Here is a 20,825-nt window from a genome sequence, read left to right as displayed (position 1 = left end):
AGATAAAACATTTGATTAGTTTCCTAGATAAGGAGAGGCTACACAAAATCGGATAAAAGTTTGGCAACTGTTTGATTTTGTGTCGCATCTGCAATTAACAGAGGAATTCAAATGTTTTATCACAATAAGAAACTCCAGTATTTTAAGCCGCCCGAAAAACCAGATGCAGTCTACGCAATGAAAATTCAAGAACTCATCGGCGGCACTTTTGGCGAAATGACCGTGATGATGCAGTATTTGTTTCAGGGTTGGAACTGTCGAGGCCCTGCCAAATACCGGGATATGCTGCTAGATGTTGGGACTGAGGAAATCGGTCACATTGAGATGCTAGCAACGATGATTGCCCATCTTCTAGATAAAGCGCCGCTCAAAATGCAAGAAGAAAGTGTCAAAGATGCAGTTGTGGGTGCTGTAATGGGCGGTAGTAATCCACGGGATGTAATTATGGCGGCGGCGATGAACCCCCAACACGCCATTGTCTCTGGTTTGGGTGCAACGCCATCTGATAGCGTCGGCTATCCTTGGAACGGTCGCTTTATTGTCTCCAGTGGCAACCTGTTGGCAGATTTCCGGTCTAATCTCCACGCTGAAAGTCAGGGACGTTTGCAGGCAGTGCGACTGTATGAAATGACGGACGATCCAGGAGTGAAAGATACCTTGAGCTTTATGATCGCCCGTGATACGATGCACCAAAACTTGTGGCTAGCAACCATTGAGGATTTAGAAAGCTCTGGATTGGAAACCACTCCAGTTCCCAGTTCCTTCCCATTAGAATTGGAGAAACGCGAGTTTGCCTATCAGTTCTGGAATCACTCAGAAGGCACGGAAAGTGCTGAAGGTCGTTGGGCAAAAGGCCCCTCAATGGATGGCAAAGGCGAATTCGAGTATGTGGAAAATCCCCAACCACTAGGCCCAGAACCGCAGCCTCCTGTGCCCGACCCACGACTGCATGGTACCTCGAAAATGCCACTGGCACAAGGTGAGGTTTCAAGCGCACCCTCTTTGATTGACCGGATAACAAATATCGATGGTTAATCATATTTCCAGCACTTATACCATTCCACGAAACATCTGATACAGATACATAGCTTTGGTAGCACAGTTAGCTGTGTTACCTGCATCCCAAGGAGGGCGTTATATTGCAGTATGATTCAGTTAAGGATAATTGGTCTTTCGAGACGCGATAAATCGCGTCTATACATCATCAGGGTTTTGGGTTTATCTGAACTGTATTGCGCTATATCGTCTCTCCTACACTTTCTCCTTGGCTGCTGGCACAATCCCAAACTTATTTAAACCTGCATCGATTTCCCTAAGTGTTTTAAAATCCTCCTCTGGTAAAGGATAGCTGCTACTGCCGATCGAATCTCCACTGAAAGCAGGCTGCTTTTCTAAAAAAGAGAAAGCTTGGCGAAACTGATGCGGTTTAGCTTTAATTGGTGAATCAAAGTGGCAGGGAATTATCCACTCGAAGTCCCAATTTGCAACTTTATCAGCCCAGTCAATGGTTTCTTGTGGTGCGCGATTGAGAATTAGCGTCTGTAAAATTGGTGCGACAAACAAACGCCCATCACCTCGCAGGGCATCAAACGATCGCTGCCAATCTGACTGCCATTTAAAGGGATACAATCCAAAATAAGCTTTCCTTGAGCGTTCTGGGGCTTTTAAGGAATCTTGTAACACCTGACCCCATCGGCGTATATCTAATGCCCTTGGTTGAAAGTACAAAGCAAATAGACAAATACGCTGCCAACCCTTACGGCGATTTACCTGACTATCCGCAACAATATCGGAAGCACGATCCTTGGCATGGAATAATAAAGGATATGAATCTAAAAGAACGATCGCAGGTGGATCTTCTGGGATCGAAAGCACAGAATCTGTGACTAAAAGAGTATGCGATCGCTTGTGGAAAAAAGCAACTTCCGCAAACCTACCAGGGCCAAGACCGATAGGGCCCAGCATTGCATAATCAAATTCGTCAGCAAAGGGAGTTTTGCTACTATCTTCTGGAAGTACTTGAGTTCGTTTTGGGGGTAAGCCAAGCCAGCTAAGGGGAAGATTTAGCGGAAAACTCCACTGATGGGGAGCCACAAACACCTGTGCAGTCGGAAAGTATCTGGCGAAGGGGCCAACGAAAACTTTGTGTTCTATACCAGATATAGTTGGCAGAATGATGTACTTAATGTCGCCATATTTCGCCACCAACTCATTCACAAGTCTGATGCACTCTAGGGTTGGTGCAACAGGCGCATAGACGAGAAGGCCCCCGGTTTCCAACTTCACAACAGTCATCCGAATCGGCACAACAACGTAGAAAATGCCTTGAATCTGGTCAAAATTCCAGATTGTGTCCTTAAGCACTTCTTGACGAATTGTCTGCCGCCTACCGTAGGGGTAGAGTGGCACAACAGGCCATAATCCCCAGGAAAAATCCTTTGGATAAATCTGTTGTGTATTGACTATGCGTTCATCAGCCACTCTGCAACCCCCTCCAAATTCCCAATACTCAAATTGTTTTTATTTGCTCTCCACGAAGTTGGAGTTTAGCAAATTGTTGAGATAATAATACCAATTTGTAATTCGTACTACTCCCTAAAGGCAAGAAGCAAGCTACGTAAGTAGTAATTCGTAATTAAGAGGGGTGAGATTTCATCTGGATTTTCAACTTTGCATCTGTAGGTTTTTTTTGCAAATGGTATAACCTAGCTTTTAACAAAACTAATAATAGACGTTGTAGAGGTGTACTACTAACTTCCTCAAATTTATCGCTTATGCTAGTTGACAAAATCCATAAGAGATCGAATTAAACAGCCTTGTCCTTACCAAGGGAAGATGCCACGGCACTGGGATTCTTTTTATGCGTCTTCATAAAGAATTGGTATTAGTCCTAAAAACAATTAATTGGAGAATAACGTGAAAATAGCGATTATTGCTAAAACATTAATTACATCTATAGGTTTATTAACTTTGTTTGCCCCAAGTCAAGCATCGGCTCAACTGATACCGCAACCTTGGGTTTCAGTCGGTGGAAAAGATGGTGACATAACTTATGCTGTCGGAGCTAGGGCTTTGAATTTTGGGGTTGAAGTGGGAACTGGCGCTGATGGTGCTACAGGAGTAGATGTTTTAAAATTTATTAATTTGCCTGTAATTTCACCTTATGTAGGAATTGGACTTTATTCGGAAGATAAAGGCGTTGCAGTTTCAGGTGGCGTTCAGGTAGGCGCTACTAATAACGTTTTTGTTGGCGCTGGTTACAATTCTATTCGCGGCTTTAACGGGCAATTGGGAATAAGATTTTAATTAATATTCATGTCCGCTTAATTATTTATTAAATCTGAAGAACCCCACCCCCGCCAAAGCTATGCTTTGTCTCCCCTCCCGGCTCTTCGGGCTACGGTGTACACAAGTTTCTTGACCTGCAATGGCATTGCATCGACTGACAATGGCATTGCATCGACTGACAATGGCATTGCATTGACTAACAATGGCATTGCATCGACTAACAATGCGATTGCATTGACTAACAATGCCATTGTATCGACTAACAATGCCATTGCATCGACTAACAATGCCATTGCATCGACTAACAATGCCATTGCATTGACTGATATCATGTCCGCTAGATTACTTATTAAACCTGAAGAACCCCACCCCGCCAAAGCTATGCTTTGTCTCCCCTCCCCGCAGTCCCCTACGGTGTACACACAAGTCAAAAAAAGTTTGATTTTCCATTCTTCTCTCGTTTATCTCGTTTGTCTCGTTTTGTCTCGTTCCCATGCTCTGTATGGGAATGCCCCTCGTTGAGGCTCTGCCTCCAATCTGGCATTGAGTCAGAGACTCAATGAATGCATTCCCAGTCGGAGACTGGGAACGAGGAAAGTCTTATCAAGCTAGGTTTTTAGCGCTTGTGTGTACACCGTAGAGCATAAAACTGATTATGCAGGTGGGGTAATTGAAGTTGAGATTAGTTCTCTAACATGCTCTGCGGAATCTTGTTGTAATGCTGATGCCACGATCGCTTCACTTTCAACTATACTTAACCGAGCGATCGCCTGCTTCACTCCAGGTATACTTTGGGGATTTACGCTCAATTCATCCAACCCTAAACCTAATAAAATTGGTGTTGCTAAAGTATCTGCTGCCAATTCTCCACATAATCCTACCGAAATCCCCGCCGCATGGGCAGCTTGGACAGTTTGCTGCACCATTCGCAATATGGCTGGATGTAGTGCATCAACTAAATTTGCCACGCTGGGATTAGTGCGATCGCTAGCCATGACGTACTGACTCAGATCGTTAGTGCCGATACTAAAGAAGTCTACTTCCGCAGCTAACCGATCGGCGATCGCTACTGCTGACGGAACCTCCACCATAATTCCTACTTTCATCGCTGCATCAAATGCGATACCAGCTTGATTTAGTTCAGCCTGCACTTCGCCCAAAATTACCTTAGCTGCACGGACTTCAGTTACAGTCGCAATCATCGGCAACATGATTTTAATTTGGTGTCCGACACCTGCTCTCAAAATTGCCCGTAACTGAGTTTTGAAGAGTTCTGGACGATCTAAACAGAAACGAATTCCCCGCCAGCCTAAGAAAGGGTTAGCCTCTGGCAACCCTACTCTTAAATAGGGAAGTGGCTTATCACCACCCACATCTAAGGTACGAATAATTAGCGGTCGATTATCTAAAACTTGGGCGATCGCCTGATACACTGCTAATTGTTCTTCTTCGGTGGGTGCGCTGGTTCGGTCTAAATACAGAAACTCAGTGCGGAGTAGTCCCACACCTTCTGCACCGCTAGCCACAGCAACTTGCACATCATTTATACTACCAATATTGGCGAATACGCTAACTTGCTGACCATCACGAGTAATCGCTGGCTGATGTGCCGTAGCTCGTGCTTCCTGTTGGGCAGTTTGCCAAGCTGATTGCTTTGCTGCCAGTAAATCCAGGATATCCGATTCTGGTTCTACCCAAGCTCTGCCACTTTCACCATCAAGTGCCATCATTGTACCATCAGCCAAGTGCAACACCTGGGCATCCACTCCCAAAACTGCTGGAATACCCAACGTCCGGGCGATAATGGCACTGTGGGAAGTGGCACTACCAGAAGTTGTACAAATACCCAACACCTTTGTCGGATCTAGTCCCGCCGTATCCGAGGGGGTTAAATCAGTCGCCACCAAAATTGCAGGTGACTCAAGATGCAGGTTCGCAGGGGCATTCCCAGCCAGTAATCGCAGCACTCTTTGCCCAACATCTACAACATCGTCAACTCGCTCTTGCAGATAAGAATCCTCAAGTGCGCGGTAGGAAGTCGCTACTTCATCGACTACAGCTTGCCAAGCTGCTTCAGCATTTATATGGTTGTCTAAAATGCGCTGATGAGCCGCTTCTAACAGTACTGGATCTTCTAAAAATAGTAATTGGGCATCGAAAATGGCAGCTTCAGCGTCGCCAATTTGCAGAGATGCTTGTGAGAAAACTGCTTGAATTTCTTGTCGGGCAGTATTAATTGCTCCCTGTAATCTTTGCCACTCTGGATCGGGATCGTCTACGTGATATTCTGTGATTTTGATGTGAGTGGGTTGATAATGAACAACAGGTGCGATCGCTACTCCTGGAGAAGCTGCAATCCCCGAAAGTTCACCGTGAGTTGCTGGAGTCGCTTCATGGTGAAATGGTAATGGAGAACTCAAAACAACATTATCTTCACCAAAGTTATTTGCAAATAATGCCTGTAATGCATCCAGTGCCTCATCTGCATCAGAACCGGTGGCAGTAATCAGCAGTTCGTGTCCTTGACGCACCCCTAAAGTTGTAACTTGGTTAATACTGTCACCCCTAACTAGCTCAGTATTTCTGGTTAAATTCCGTACCAGAATTTGGGATTGAAACCGGGCTGCGGTGGCTACAAACTGGGCGGCGGGGCGGGCGTGTAATCCTAAGCGATTGCTGACAATCAGCCGGATTTCTCGCGTTGGGGATTCTGTATTGGTTGTTGTTGGGCTGACAACTGATAACGGACTACTTACACCCAATTGAGTTGCTTTGGCGAGGAGTGCGCCGCGTGCTTCCGCCATAACTTGATGAATATCTCTACCAGCCGCCGCCGCCACCACAGCCGCGATCGCGCCTTCTACTAGAGGTGCTTCACACAAATACACTTTTTGCTGCTGTGCTTCTGGCAAAAACTCGATTGCCATTTCTGCACTCAGCAAAGCACTACCCAAATCCATTAACACTAAGACACCATCATCAGAAAAAACAGAAGCGATCGCCTCATAAACCTGAATCGGATCGGTACCCAATGGATTTTCAGGATCTTCAATACCTGCTGCAACAGCAATGGGAACTTGGCCTTGAACCATCTGCGCGGCGAGTTCCCGCACGCCCAAAGCTAGTTGTTTACTGTGAGAAACGATAACAATTGCGATCGCGGCCACACCGTCAACCTTGTTGAGAGGTTTGCGTTTAGCTAGTTATCCATTTCATTTTCCCATTCCGCTACAGTTGCAACTGCCCGAAAATATTCCGGTCTTTCCAGCTATAAATACGAATAAAATAGCCTTCTTTTACGGAAATACGTGGTTTCCACTCATAAACTCCATCGCTAGCAGTACGGGAAGAAATGTTTTGGATAAGTTTGTTCCCATCGTACAACTTAATCGAGACATCGCCATCAAAATTATCCCGCCACAATATTAAAAAAGGCTGATCTTTCTTTGGAAGTACTTTACCAACTGGCTGGCTAATCAAGATTTTTGGTGCAATCTGATTTTTGCTTTTCTTACGGAATCCCAGATAATGAGGTAAGTGTCGAAAAGTAGGATTTTCTTGCAGATTAGACAGTTGGGGAACAATAATGTTTCCCTTCTGGGAATTGAACAAATAAGTTGATCTGCCACCATCAACAGTAATGATATCGCTTTTGACTCCTAATTTACGTAATAAATCGGCTGCCTCATCCAGAGTTGCTTGATTCACCGTCATAATCAACAACAACTCGTCACCTTTAACACCATCTTTGTTCAGAGTACCGATGACTTGATACTTATTCGCTTGATTTTGGGCTAAGACTTTCGCCGGATGATCGCTATATCGGTAAGTGACAATTGCATTCTTCACTGCTTTTTGGTTAAGAGGCGCACCGCTAGCTTGGTTGTAATCGGTAATGTATGCCTGCTTATCATCCCAAACTAAAGTTTTGAGGCGAATATTACGATAATATTTATCTTTTGGTTTTTTGATTGGCCCATAAGGGCTACTACCGCCAGTGATGACTACACCATTAAGTTTAATCGGAAAGGATAATTGAGTACTAGATTGGTATTGTTCAAAGAAAGAACAATTAATCATCGAAAAAACGTTGTTTGTATAAAGTTTTTGATATTCGTCTGTCACTTCAGAAAACAACTTATTTTGGAAAAAAGGGCTGTAATGCCCACCTTCTCCTTGATAATATTTCCCTTCGTTTAGACCCATATTATCTACCTCTCCGATAATTTGGTCTATGTGCATTTTGCCCAGTTCGATAACTTGTAAATAAGCTTCGTTTTCATTGGTTAATTGTTTTTTATATAAAGCTGCCCCGTCTACAGCTTGGAGAGGCTGATAAGAAGATAGAGGGTTGAAAGTTTGGGCAATCCAAAAGCTACTCAGAATCGGCAGCAAAAAAAGCAGTAAATTGATTAGAACATTCATCGTCTTGCGATCGCAATTCCGCAAAAAAGTTGTTGTTACTACTTTAAGCCTAATGAGTTGCGATACCTGCGGTAAATGCTCGCCTACCCATGACGGTATTCACTATAGGGCGTTGCATATTTCCGGGATGATTTTACTATTTTTGTGAGGTGGGACAAAAGCCCGTCCCTTGTATTTTCGGGCGGGCAGGATGCCATTGGTGTCAACTTAAGCTAAAACTCTTTTCAAATCTCGTTTCCAGCCTCTGGCTGTAAATGCTCTTCAATTGCGGCTCTGCCTCAAGGACACGCATTCCCAGTCTCAGACTGGGAACGAGACAACGAGACAATATCTAAAAGCCTTTTCTAGGCTGGCTTTCACGTTAAGTTGACACCAATGGCAGGATGTCCACCCCACAAGAATCATCCCTTAATTCAGCAACGCCCACTATAGGCCAATACTGCTCGGTTAATGAATATTCGTAGGTTGGGTTGAGCCAAGCGAAACCCAACAAACCCCTAAAAATGTTGGGTTTCGTTCCTCAAACGCCACGTGCTTCTCCTGTCGGGGTGTTGCATAATTAAGGGATGAACTGTCCTAATTGTGCATCTACTCATATACGTAAGAACGGGCATCGTCGTGGTAAGCAGAACTACATCTGTGTGCGATGCGATCGCCAATTTGTAGAATCATATTCAAAGCGAGGTTATTCAGATGAAATTAAGAGACAATGTTTGACAATGTATGTTAATGGTACAGGTTTTCGAGCAATTGAGCGACAAACAGGAGTTAACCATAATACGGTAATTCAATGGGTGAAACAAGCCGCAGACCCCTTACCTGATGCACCGCCGAGTATTGAAATTCCTGAAGTAACCCAAGTGGATGAATTGGAAACTTTTGTTGGTAAAAAAAAACAAGAAATGGATTTGGACGGCAGTAAATAAAAGCTATTCGGGAATTCTCGCCTGGGTATTAGGAGACCGTAGTGCAAAAACCTTTGAAAAGTTATGGAAGATTATCAAGTGTTGGAGAAGCTATTTTTATGTAACAGATGGATACCCGGTTTATCCATGTTTTATTGATCATGGAGATCATATTGTTAAGAAAACATATATGACGAGAGTTGAAGGAGAAAATACAAGATTAAGACATTATTTGGCTCGCCTCCATCGTAAGACTTTGTGTTATTCCAAATCAGAGGAAATGCTTAGGCTTTCAATTAAATTATTACTTCATTACCTCCATGACGGTTTTGTCACCCTTTAAGCCTAATTCATCCCGCAAATATGCAACACCCTAGCGACAGCTATATCTTATATGTGTTATCAATGCAATAATCATTACAGGCGATTAAAATTATGAACGCAGACATAATTAAATTTAGCTAATAACACCTGCAAACCATCCGCATTCATATCAAAAGTTGAGAAACAAAACCTAACATCTACTCTCTGCTAGAAGTAATTGGATTGAGCACTATCGTTTGCAAGGTGCTTACAAAAGCACCTCGCAACCTGTGTCGCTTAATGAGCAGAGAATGATTAATTACGATTAAACTAATACAAAGTTCTTTTCAGTTAGTGACAGTCCAGCAGATAATTGGGCAAATTTTACCTGAGTAAATGTACTTGCACTGCCATCAAGGTCAAAATATAGCGCACCTGTAATATCGTCATAGATAAATCGTTGATTGCTTGTTGTTGCAGATGTTCCGATAGTAAACTGACTTGTTTGAAGTGAAGGCGTTGACAACCCGCCACCAAAATCATAAGTCGATACCTGAATCAGTTCATTAGTAGCATTGAAGTCATAAATAGTATCAACACCTTGGTTGTAACTATTGAAAGCAAAGGTATCAGTACCAGCTCCTCCAATTAGACTATCATTACCATTGCCACCTATGAGAAAGTCATTGCCATTGCCACCTGTGAGGATATTTTTACCAGAGGCGTCATAGGCTGTAAGAGTATCATTACCATCATCCCCAGATAGCAGGTTATCGCCTGTTGAACTGCCAGTATCCAAGCGATCATTTCCTGCACCTCCGTTGAGGGTGTTATTACCAGACGAGCGAGAGTCGTTGAAATCACTGGAGTTGTAGCTGTAGTAGTTACCAGAAAGATCAAGCTCATCATTGCCATCGCCTCCAGAGAGCAGGTTATCACCTGTTAAACCACCAGCTCTCAAGCGATCGTCCCCCCCACCTCCGTCTAGGGTGTTATTGCCCTCCGATCGTGAGTCGTTAGAATCGCCGTAGCTGTAGCTGTAAGAGCCAATAAGGTAAAGAGTATCATTGCCGTTACCACCAGAAAGCAGATTATCGCCTTTTGAACCACCAGCACTCAAGGTATCGTCACCTACACCTCCTTCTAGGGTGTTATTCCCCAAGGAGCGAGAGCCGTAGGAGTTGCTGGGGAAAACTGAGCCAGAAACCTTAAAAAAGCCAGAGATGTCAAGAGAATCATTGCCATCACTTCCAGAGAGCAAGTTATCGGCTATTGAACCGCTAGCATTCAAGGTATCGTCACCAGTACCACCGTCAAGAGTGTCATTGCCTGTAGTGGTAATGAGAGTATCATTTCCCACACCGCCAATGAGAATATCATTTCCTACACCACCTCTGAGCAGGTCATTACCACTCAACCCGTCGATGATGTCGTCACCCCCTTGACCATTGATTACATCATTAGAGTTATCAAAACCCGTAATGTTATTGTCGAGGTCATTGAGGAAGGTAACAGTGTTTCTGTTGAAAAGGGTAGTTTGAATGGAATTGGCATCAAACACATCAAAACTGTCGGTGATGCTGGTTTGTCCATCAAACAGGATATTTCCAATAGCTGGTTGTGAAGAAGTTGCTGGCAGATTATCCAGATTTTCTAATTTGAAGTTTTGGAGAATGACTTTGCTATTAGGGACATTTTCAAAGGTGATTTCTAAGTTGCTACCATTTTGAGTTAATTGCAGATTTTGAGCAGTGAAGATACTACCTGTAGCGAATACACCACCTGTAAATTGCAAGGTGTCTGAGGAGGCAATCACTGCCGCAGACGGATTTGAGCCTTTACCTACGCCACCGAAATCGGTGATAATATCAGTGTTAGTGTCGTTAGAGTAGTAGCTGTCGTTGAAGTTGTAAACAAATTTATCATTGCCCGTGCCACCAGTTAGGGTGTCGTCACCACTCCCACCTGTCAGGATATCATTACCGACACCGCCAATAATCGTATCATTTCCACCATAGCCCCCAAAGAGCGTATCATTACCACTGTTACCAACAATGTTGTCATTGTGATATGTACCTGAGATATTTAATCGCTCAATATTTTTGTAGCTAACCCGATTCGTGCCTGCCGTAATTGCTCCAATGTTGGTAGAGGCATTGAATGTCGTTGTAATCCCCCCAGAAACACTGTTGTCATTGCTGTAATCGACAGACAACACATCGTCACCCTGGCCTCCATCGATCGTATCTTTGCCACCAGAACCAGTGGAAAGCGTATCGTTTCCATCATTGCCAACAATGTTGTCGCTGTAGGCTGTACCTAAAATATTTAATTGTTCGATATTCTTGTAGTCAATCCGATATGTCCCCGCCGTAATTTCTCCTTTATTTGTGGCCGCATTGAACGTCGTTGTGATTCCCACTGTAGCATTGCTGTAATCGACGAACAATACATCGTCACCTGCTCCCCCATCGATCGTATCTTTGCCACCAGAACCAGTGTAGAGCGTATCGTTCCCATCATTGCCAACAATGTTGTCGTCGTAGGCTGTACCTAAGATATTTAATCGTTCGATATTCTTATAATTAACTCGATAAGTACCTACCGTAATTTCTCCCTTATTTGTGGTCGCATTGAACGTCGTTGTGATTCCCCCAGAAGTATAGCTGTAATCGACTGACAACAAATCGTCATCCTTACCTCCGTCTATCGTTTGAGTCACTAAATCAGAGGAGAGAGTATCTAAAATTGTGAAGTCTAGATAGAAGGAATCATTGCCATCGCCCCCAGAGAAAAAGTTATTCCCTGTGTAATACTCAACACGCAATGTATCGTCACCAGCGCCACCGTTGAGGGTGTTATTGCCTGAAGAAGGGTTATAGAAGTCTTGACCGCTATAGGAGATAAGATCGCCAGAAATGGAGAGAGAATCATTGCCATCGCCTCCAGAGAGCAAGTTATTGCCTGTTGAATTGCCAGCATTCAAGGTATCGTCACCAGCACCACCATTGAGGGTGTTATTGCCTGATGAGCTAAAATTAGGCTCTCCTCTATAAGTAAAAATACCGGAAGTGGAGAGATAATCATTGCCATCTCCCCCAGAGAGTAAGTTATTGCCTGATGGAGACTCGGCATTCAAGGTGTCATCACCAGCGCCACCATCGAGGGTATTATTGCTTGAGGAGGGATAATAGATGTATCCGCTGACGCTACTATAAACGTTAGAGGTAGAGAGATAATCATTGCCATCGCCCCCAGAGAGTAAGTTATTGCCAGATGTTGCCCCAGCATCCAAAACATCGTCACCAACCCCACCGTTGAGGGTGTTATCGCCTGTTGAAAATTCGACATTCAAGATATCATTGCCCGCACCACCAACGAGAGTATCATTGCCTGTGAGGGAGTCATTCCCGACACCACCAATGAGAATATCATTCCCGACACCACCAATGAGGAAGTCATTACCCGCACCACCTCTGAGTATGTCGTTGCCACTTAAGCCGTCAATGAGGTCATCCCCGCCCTGACCATTGATGACATCATTTGAGTTATCAAAGCCGCTAACATTATTGTTGAGGTCGTTAAGAAAAGTGACTGTATTCAAGTTGAAGATAGTGCTTTGAGTAGAGTTAGCATTGAAGACATCAAAGCTATCTATAGTGCTAGTTTCTCCCTCAAATAGGATATTGCCCAAGTCTACAGTGGCACCTGTAGATTTGCTGAGGTTATCGAGGTTTTCCAGAGCAAAGTTTTGCAGGATAACTGGGACATCAAAAAACCTCGTTATATAAGCATCCCCTGCAAAGCTGATTTCCAGATTCTTGCCTTTTTCGGTCAACAACAAATTTTGGGCTATGGCACCATCGCCCTGGAATTCTAGGGTATCCACTTCGGTAGTGACTGCTGCTGTTGGGTTTGTCCCTTTACCTACACCACCAAAATCGGTGATTATCGTAGTATTGTTGTTGTTGTTGTTGTTGGTGTAGTTGTAGTAGTAGTAGACGAATTTATCGTTGCCGCCTCCACCAGTTAAGGTGTCTTTGCCACCGTTAGGATATATGGTATCGTTGCCTGCAAGACCCTTAATCGTATCTGCGTCACTATAAGTACCCTGTAGGGTATCATCACCGTTAGTTCCAATAATATCTGCCATAACTTTTACCTTTCTAAATCGATTTTTTCAGTAACTTCAGTTGTCAATTTGCAGATTGTGCTGTTAAGGGCGCAAAAATTCACCGAAATCTACACACTTTATACGTCACCCTTGAGGAACAGTAAATTTCTCGAAAATTTCCCCGATTCCAAGGTTTTTACGTATACTTTTTTGATAGTCTCAAACTATTTAAGTCTTAAGCACTGTACAAATTAATTAGCGTGTGAATTTGCGAAAACTAGTCATTTCAGGTTTTTTTCATCCTTTTTGAGTAAAAATTACTCTTTTAAGTACCAAAAAATTCAGCTTCAATACCTAAAATTCTTTCTTCATATTTATTTTTTTGCCAGCGCCTAAGTCTTACTAGAATATAAAATAATCAACAGTTGACTCTTAATCGGGAAAAAGATTTTGATGCCTTCCTTGTAGGCTGTTATCCGTGGGTGTCTAGTTTGAAAATAGAGAACATCTCAAGAACCTCAAAAGAACTACACAGTCAATATCATACTTAGATGTTTATACTTAAATACTCATCTTTGCATACTCTTCACATTATTGGCTGAAAAATCTATACACAAGTATTGAGCTTTGTATATTCTTCATATTCTTCTGTGTCTAGGCAATAAGAAAGTAAAACCTAGTAGGTAAATATTTTAAAGAGTGATAAAAAATACATATTTTTATTTTTGAAGGCTGCGATCGCCTACGGTTTTTACTAGCCTACGCCTTGGTTAACTTATACTACGATGAGAGCGATCGCCTACCAATATATATCTGTGCAAGAATCGCTATAGGTTATCAAAATTATCAACGCAGACATAAATTGACTTAACCAAGAATACTGCAAACCATCCGTACCTATGCCAAAAGTTAAGGAATAAAACCTAACACATCCTCTCTGTTAAAAGTAATTGTATCGATCAATCGTATGCGAGGTGTTGAAAAGAACGCCTCGCAAGCTTTATCCAGACTGATGCCAGAGCGCTAATAAAAAAAATTAGACAACCATAAAATTGTTTTCGGTTAGTGTCAAGCCAGGAGATAATTGTGCAAATTGTACCTGAGTCTCTACACCCGCACTACCATCAGAGTCAAAATACAGTGCACCTGTAGTGAAGTCATAGATAAATCTTTGATTGCTTGTTGTTGCAGATGTTCCGAGGGTAAACTGGTTTGTCTTAAGTGAACCTACTGATAACCCGCCACCAAAACCAGCAGCCGATACTTGAATTAATTCATTAGTCGCATTAAAGTCATAAACGCGATCGATACCTTCTTCATTATTATTAATACTATGGAAAAAAAAGGTATCAGTACCATCTCCGCCATAAAGGGTATCGTTATCTGAAAGTTCATGATAAAATGAATAATTGTTATAACCATAGCCCCCGGAGAGCGTATCGTTGCCGTTGCTCCCCACAATATTGTCAGGGCAGAATGTGCCTATAATATTTAATCCTTCGAGATTCTTGTAGCTAACTCGATTATTGCCTAGCGTAATCGAGCCACTGTTAGTAGTGGCATCAAAAGTCGAAGTGATTCCCTCGGTATTACTAACATCACTATAGTAGTAATAGGAGAATAGCACATCGTCACCCTTTCCCCCATCTATAGTATCTTTGCCACTATTATTACCATCATAGCCCAGGCAAAGCGTATCGTTACCATTGCTCCCTACAATGTTATCATCGTAGGCTGTACCTGAGATATTGAATCGTTCGATATTCTTGTAGCTAACTCGATCGTTGCCCGCAGTCATTGATCCACTGTTAGTAGTGGCATCAAAAGTCGAAGTGATCCCTCCTGTAGCAGAGGTGTAATTGACAGATAACACATCGTCACCCTTACCTCCATCTATCGTATCTTTGCCACCATAGCCCGTAGAGAGGGTATCGTTACTACTATTCCCCACGATGTTGTCATCGTAGGCTGTACCTAAGATATTGAATCGTTCGATAAACTTATAGTTAACTAGATCCGTACCTGCCGTAATCGATCCAATGTTAGTAGTAGCATCAAAAGTCGAAGTGATTCCTCCGGTAGCAAAGGTGTAATCGACGGACAAGAAATCGTCACCCTTACCCGCATCTACCGTTTGAGTCACTAAATCAGAGGTGATAGGAGGATATTGAGATCGGGTGTTTAATGGGGTGCTGACATATAAGAAATCATTGCCATCACCCCCAGAGAGGAGGTTATCGCCTGTTGAACCGCTAGTATTTAAGGTATCATCACCAGTGCCACCGTTAAGGGTGTTATTGCCAGATGAGACAGAGTTCAAGGAGGAGTCGTAATTATATTCGATAAAGCCAGAGACGGAGAGAGAATCATTGCCATCACCCCCAGAGAGGAGGTTATCACCTGCTGAACCACTAGCACTCAAGGTGTCGTCACCAGCACCACCGTTAAGGGTATTATTGCCTAATGTGCGATTGTTGTAGTACTGGAAAAAGTCGCCGCCAGGGTTGGAGTAATAGCCAGAGACAGAGAGAGAATCATTGCCATCGCTACCAAAAAGTAGGTTATCGCCTTTTGAACCACTAGCACTCAAGTTATCGTTACCGGCACCACCGTTGAGGGTATTATTACCCTCTAAGCGAAGATCGTCGCCTTGTATGTCGTCGCCTTCTTGGTATTGGCTGGAGTAATACTGGTAGCCAGAGGCAAAGAGAGAATCATTGCCATCGCCACCAAAGAGGAGGTTATCGCCTGATGAAGAGTCAACATTCAAGCTATCATCACCAGTACCACCATTGAGGGTATTATTGCCTACACCACCTCTCAAAAGGTCATTGCCACTCAATCCGTCGATTTTGTCATCGCCTCCCTGAGCATTAATGACATCATCTGAGAGCTGATTCGTAAAGAAAATCTAAAGAAAGCTGAATCCGGCTTTGTTAAGGTTATAGGCTAAATCGAGTGTAATTTATGTTGTTGTCGATGAGCCGTATACCTACGATTGAGAATCCACACCGCAAACCCTACCCAAGTGATTTAAGCGATGCTGAATGGTTGATTCTCAAGCCTCTTCTCCCTACGCCAAAGGGATTTGGGCATCCTGTAGAAGTAGATTTACGAGAAATATTGAATGCAATTTTCTACGTGCAACGTACTGGGTGTCAATGGGAAATGCTACCTCATGACCTTCCTCCATATACAACAGTGTATGGCTACTTTCAAAAATGGCAGCGTAAAGGCATCTGGCAGCAGATTCACGACCAAGTGCGCTATCAACTGCGACAAGATTTAGGGCGAGATGAAAATTCTACCGTGGCGATCGCAGATTCTCAGTCAGTGAAGACCACGGAAAAAAAGGGGAGGTCTACGGTTTCGATGGTGGTAAGAAGGTTAAAGGGCGTAAGCGACATATAGTTGTAGATTCTCAAGGGTTGTTGATTGGTGTTTTAGTAACTGAAGCCAATGCGTCAGAACGTTTAGGTGCTGTGGTTGTACTGCATGAGGCGGTTAAAGAATTGTCCAAATTGGAAGTTGTTTGGGTAGATCAAGGCTATTCAGGAGAAAACTTTGCTCAAGCAGTCAAGAAAGTTTGCGGAGAAAAGGTTCGTGTTGAGGTGATTGAAAGGATATCGAAAACATTTGAGCGATTGCCGAAACGATGGATTGTGGAACGGACATTTGGCTGGCTTAATAGATTTCGGCGTTTGAGTAAGGATTATGAGTTGTACACAGAGTTAAGTGAAGCTATGATTTATGGCTCATTGATTCGTCTGATGATCAAGCGGATGGCTTCTTAAGCTTTTGTTTACGAATCAGCTCTGAATTGTCAAAGCCGCTAACATTATTGTCGAGGTCGTTAAGAAAAGTGACTGTGTTTTTTTTAAAGACCGTGTTTTGGGTGGAGTTGGCATTAAAGACATCAAAGCTGTCTGTGATACTAGTTTGCCCTTCAAACAGAATGTTGCCTAAGTCTACAATCGCTCCTGTAGATTTGCTGAGGTTATCCAGGTTTTCCAAGGCAAAGTTTTCCAAGATAAGTTTGCCTTTAGGAAGCGTCCCTGCAAAAGTGATTTCCAGATTGTTGCCATTCTGGGTCAGCAGCATATTTTGAGCAGTAAACAAGAAGAAGGAGTCATCGTCCTGAAAATTTAGGGTGTCCACTTCGGCAATCACTGCTGTCGAGGGATTTATGTTTTTATTTACTCCACCGAAATCGGTGATAATATTATTAGTCTTGCTGTAGTATGAGAAATTGTAAACAACAAATTTATCCTTGCCACCGCCACCTGTGAGGATATTATTGTTTATGGCACCGACACTTGTGGTGAAGATATCATCGCCATTACCACCGTTGAGGGTATTATTACTACCAAAGGCACCGGAGCTAAGAAAATCGTTGCCATCACCTCCACTCAGTAGATTATCGCCTTTTGAACCACTAGCATTCAAGGTATCGTCACCTGCACCACCCTCAATGGTGTTTTTGCCATACGAGTCAGAGATGGAGAGAGAATCATTGCCATCGCCTCCATTCAGTAGATTATCGCTTAATGAATAGCTGCCAGCACGCAAGGTATCGTCACCTGCACCACCTATGAGAGTATTATTCCCCATACCACCCCGCAGCAAGTCGTTGCCACTCAAGCCGTCGATTTTGTCATTGCCCCCCTGACCATTGATGACATCATCTGAGTTATCAAAACCGTTAACATTATTGTCGAGTTCGTTAAGAAAAGTGACTGTGTTCTTTTTAAAGATAGTGTTTTGGGTAGAGTTGGCATTGAAGACATCAAAACTGTCTTTAATACTAGTTTGCCCATAGAATAGGATATTGCCAACCTGGGCTAAATTGTCTAGGTTTTCCAGGACAAAGTTTTCCAGAAAAACTGTGGAACCAAACTCCACCCCGTCAAAGCTGATTTCTAAGTTGTTTCCATTTTGAATTAATAGAGTTAATAGCAAATTTCTCGCAATTAATTGCTCATCTCCTGTAAATTGCAAGGTATCCACTGAGGCAATCACCTCTGCTGATGGGTTTGAGCCTTTACCAATGCCATCGAAATCGGTGATGATAATGGTACGACTGTTAAGATTAGCCTCGTAAACAAATTTATCCTTACCGCCGCCACCGTTGAGGGTATCGTAGGCTCCATTAGGATATAGTTGATCGTCACCGGCTAAACCATTAATCAAGTCATCACTTGTTGTCCCATAGAGGGTATCATTACCGTTTGTGCCATTGATATTTGCCATAACTTTCTACCTAACCTGAGTTCGGGTTAAAGATAAGGAGGTAAAAGCCACTCCAGTTGAAGGCTAGGTTTCTTAGGTTGATGACAATAAGCGATTAATCCGCAAAGAACGTTAACGCAAAAATTAACGGGGCTTCGGTGTCGAGAATGTTCAATCTGAGAAATGTTTTTGAGTTGATCATTAATCGTTTCAATAATTGAGCGTTTACGGGACAAAAGTTTGTCATGAAGACGCATCAGCCTATTCTTCATATTGCGACGGGGTTTAGCGAAAAATTGGATTCCGAACTCTTCCAAAAGCTGAGAAGCAAGTTTTTCAGAAACATAGCCGCGATACCTTCGGTAAGCTTCGCTAACGCCAAATATTTTGCCAAAAAGCTTACACAGTAAATCTGGTACGGGTTTACGGTCATCAATATTACCAGGAGTAAGAGTCACATTTAAGAGTTGACCAAGCTCATTGACAACAATATGAAGCTTAAAACCAAAAAACCAATCCACGGAAGTCTTGCCACGAGCGGCTAAACCTTTAAATACCTTATGCCGAGAAATCCGACGATTATGACATACCTTCAAGCAGGTTGAATCGATAAAGCCGATACCCGTACATTGTCCGAAACAATGCTTCAGATAGACGCATAAAGGTATTAAAGTTGATGGTATCCATTCAATAAATCGTTGATAAGAAGGAAGACCTGGAAACGCAGAACTCCACTGCTGTTTCACCTGATTCAAATAAAAATGTTTGAAATTCCGGTAGTGATTTTGATGAAAAGCGATGATAATTGTCATTATTTCACTTAAACACAAGCTTTTCGCTCTTACACGTTTTATTCCTCCATGATTTAACAGTTTTCTGTGCCATTGAGCTTCAAACGCTTTACAGAAATCATCTACATGACAGAACAAAGCATCTAAACTAAACATAGGACAGGTTGCTGGATTTGTTGTTATTTTCAGCTTACTACCTGTCCTTTTCCTTATCCCGAACTCAGGTTATCTAAATCGATTTTTTCAGTAAATTTCAGTTGTAAATCTGCGGTTTGTGCATTTTTATGGCACAAAGTATTTGGCGAAATTTGACGTTTTCGGCATATTCTCATCTCCCCATTGAAGAGAAGTAATATCTCTCTAACACTCACCCTGTTTCAAGGTTTATACGTACCAATTATCCAAACATCTCAAACTATCTAAGTCTTAAGCACTGTATAATTAATGAGTGTGTCAATTTTGAACATCTGCCATTTCAGGCTTTTTTGATCGTATTTATTCAGTATAAATCACTGAACAATAATCAAAAAATCTAACAATTAAATGCCTAAAATTCGCTCTTTATATTTGGTTTTTTGCCAGTGCCTAAGTTCTACTATAGCAATCCTATTTGATTTACAAACTACTCGTGGAGACAAGGAATAGGGAATGGGGAATAGGGAATAGATGTGGAAAGCAACTCATTTAGGACTGCTATAGAAGAGAAAATAGTCAATAGTTGACTCTTGAGCGGGAAAAAGATTTTCATGCCCTCCTTGTGGGCTGTTATCTGTGAGTGTCTAGTTTGAAAATAGAGAATATCTCAAGAGCCTCAAAAATAACTACATAATGAATATGTTACTTAGATGTCTATGCTTAAATACTCATCTTTGCATACTCTTCACATTACTGGCTGAAAAATGTATACACAAGTACTAAGCTTTGTATATTCTTCATATTCTTCTAATTTATAAGGCATAACTCAGTAGGTAAAACTTTTGAGGAGTGATACAAAATACATAATATATATGTTCTTTTTTGTGCTGCGATACCTTCTCTGCGATCGCGCAGCGTGTCGCAGACAGACGCTACGCGTAGCTTGCTTCCCCGGAGGGGTACGGCAAGCTTTCCTGCGGAACGCTGCGCGATCGCAAACGCCTGCGGTTTTTGCTAGCATACGCATTCAGCAAGAATTGTTAGAAGTTGCTAAAATTACAAACGCAGACATGATTCAACTTAGCCAAGAACACTTGCAAACTATCCGCACCCATGCCGAAAGCACCTACCCAGATGAGTGCTGTGGTATAATTTTGGGCTATCTGGCAAATGAGGGCAAAACTGTGGTAGAAGTCATGCCAACAGAAAATGCTTGGAATACAGAAGCGGCTGCTGAATTTCCAGGAGAACGCACAACAGAAAGTAAAAGACGGCAATATACGATCGCACCCGAAGTTATGTTAAAAACACAAAGGGAAGCACGCGATCGCTCACTGAACATTATCGGCATTTTTCACTCTCATCCAGATCATCCTGCTATCCCTTCAGAATGCGATCGCCTATACGCTTGGCAGGGATACTCGTATATAATAGTTTCCGTCCAAAACGGCAAAGCTGGAGAACTCAAAAGTTGGAGCCTTGATGATACTCATCAGTTTCAAATAGAGGAAATTGAAAATATAAAATAACTGACTTAGTTTAAAGATAGTCACTCGTAGCGGTTTTAGCCGCCACCACAGATGAAAATTCGTCTTTCCCACTCCTATCTCTATATAAGATCCAGTTTTTCGATAG

13 protein-coding genes are annotated in these 20,825 nt (G+C 42.6%); 5 read left to right on the top strand and 8 right to left on the bottom strand.

Features of this window, described 5'->3' with window-relative positions; all coding sequences use genetic code 11:
• Positions 1-111: 111 nt before the first annotated feature.
• Complete coding sequence (locus NSTCB13_RS13855) at positions 112-1,035, top strand: manganese catalase family protein (RefSeq protein ID WP_448272724.1); 924 nt, start codon at positions 112-114, stop codon at positions 1,033-1,035.
• 216 nt (positions 1,036-1,251) lie between these two features.
• Here the strand turns inward: NSTCB13_RS13855 and NSTCB13_RS13850 are convergent, their stop codons facing one another.
• Positions 1,252-2,481, bottom strand: coding sequence for a DUF4336 domain-containing protein (locus tag NSTCB13_RS13850; protein WP_448272723.1), 1,230 nt, complete (start codon positions 2,479-2,481; stop codon positions 1,252-1,254).
• Between the two features lie 435 nt (positions 2,482-2,916).
• Between NSTCB13_RS13850 and NSTCB13_RS13845 the strand changes: the two genes are divergently transcribed.
• Positions 2,917-3,306, top strand: a complete 390-nt coding sequence (locus NSTCB13_RS13845; RefSeq protein WP_322710766.1) for a hypothetical protein — start codon at positions 2,917-2,919, stop codon at positions 3,304-3,306.
• A gap of 59 nt (positions 3,307-3,365) precedes the next feature.
• Here NSTCB13_RS13845 and NSTCB13_RS13840 read toward each other — a convergent pair whose 3' ends face one another.
• The 3 genes from NSTCB13_RS13840 to NSTCB13_RS13830 all read right to left on the bottom strand — a co-directional run bounded on the left by NSTCB13_RS13840 (position 3,366) and on the right by NSTCB13_RS13830 (position 7,713).
• On the bottom strand, positions 3,366-3,620 hold the full coding sequence (locus NSTCB13_RS13840; protein WP_448272722.1) for a hypothetical protein: 255 nt from the start codon (positions 3,618-3,620) through the stop codon (positions 3,366-3,368).
• Between the two features lie 321 nt (positions 3,621-3,941).
• Positions 3,942-6,455, bottom strand: coding sequence for a phosphoenolpyruvate--protein phosphotransferase (gene ptsP, locus NSTCB13_RS13835; protein WP_448272721.1), 2,514 nt, complete (start codon positions 6,453-6,455; stop codon positions 3,942-3,944).
• Between the two features lie 61 nt (positions 6,456-6,516).
• Positions 6,517-7,713, bottom strand: a complete 1,197-nt coding sequence (locus NSTCB13_RS13830) for a hypothetical protein (RefSeq protein ID WP_448272720.1) — start codon at positions 7,711-7,713, stop codon at positions 6,517-6,519.
• Positions 7,714-8,279: 566 nt separating this feature from the next.
• On the opposite strand from NSTCB13_RS13830, the gene NSTCB13_RS13825 reads away from it, so the two are divergent.
• Positions 8,280-8,961, top strand: a protein-coding gene (locus NSTCB13_RS13825) for an IS1 family transposase (protein WP_448272719.1) whose coding sequence is annotated in 2 segments (ribosomal slippage) — positions 8,280-8,602 and positions 8,601-8,961 — 684 coding nt in all. Because the reading frame shifts where the segments join, the coding sequence is not laid out codon by codon here.
• Between the two features lie 285 nt (positions 8,962-9,246).
• Here the strand turns inward: NSTCB13_RS13825 and NSTCB13_RS13820 are convergent.
• Both NSTCB13_RS13820 and NSTCB13_RS13815 read right to left on the bottom strand, forming a co-directional pair.
• A complete protein-coding gene (locus NSTCB13_RS13820; RefSeq protein WP_448272718.1) occupies positions 9,247-13,074 on the bottom strand; it encodes a beta strand repeat-containing protein in 3,828 nt (1,275 codons plus the stop codon).
• Between the two features lie 997 nt (positions 13,075-14,071).
• Complete coding sequence (locus NSTCB13_RS13815) at positions 14,072-15,946, bottom strand: beta strand repeat-containing protein (RefSeq protein WP_448273200.1); 1,875 nt, start codon at positions 15,944-15,946, stop codon at positions 14,072-14,074.
• A 68-nt stretch (positions 15,947-16,014) separates the two neighbouring features.
• Here NSTCB13_RS13815 and NSTCB13_RS13810 point away from each other — a divergent pair.
• Positions 16,015-16,829, top strand: a protein-coding gene (locus tag NSTCB13_RS13810) for an IS5 family transposase (protein WP_448273099.1) whose coding sequence is annotated in 2 segments (ribosomal slippage) — positions 16,015-16,381 and positions 16,381-16,829 — 816 coding nt in all. Because the reading frame shifts where the segments join, the coding sequence is not laid out codon by codon here.
• On the opposite strand, the gene NSTCB13_RS13805 is transcribed toward NSTCB13_RS13810, so the two are convergent.
• Positions 16,810-18,285 carry a calcium-binding protein gene (locus NSTCB13_RS13805; RefSeq protein ID WP_448272717.1) on the bottom strand — a complete coding sequence of 492 codons (1,476 nt, stop codon included), beginning with the start codon at positions 18,283-18,285 and terminating at the stop codon, positions 16,810-16,812. The two genes, NSTCB13_RS13810 and NSTCB13_RS13805, sit on opposite strands and share 20 nt — an antisense overlap.
• Positions 18,286-18,311: 26 nt before the next feature.
• Positions 18,312-19,211 (bottom strand): IS982 family transposase, encoded by a 900-nt coding sequence (locus NSTCB13_RS13800; RefSeq protein WP_445632155.1) that lies wholly within the window; start codon positions 19,209-19,211, stop codon positions 18,312-18,314.
• A gap of 1,049 nt (positions 19,212-20,260) precedes the next feature.
• Here NSTCB13_RS13800 and NSTCB13_RS13795 point away from each other — a divergent pair.
• On the top strand, positions 20,261-20,719 hold the full coding sequence (locus NSTCB13_RS13795) for a Mov34/MPN/PAD-1 family protein (RefSeq protein ID WP_448270048.1): 459 nt from the start codon (positions 20,261-20,263) through the stop codon (positions 20,717-20,719).
• The last annotated feature ends 106 nt before the right edge of the window (positions 20,720-20,825 follow it).

The sequence above is a fragment of the Nostoc sp. DSM 114160 genome, assembly GCF_053470305.1.
This window is presented reverse-complemented; position numbering and strand designations above follow the sequence as displayed.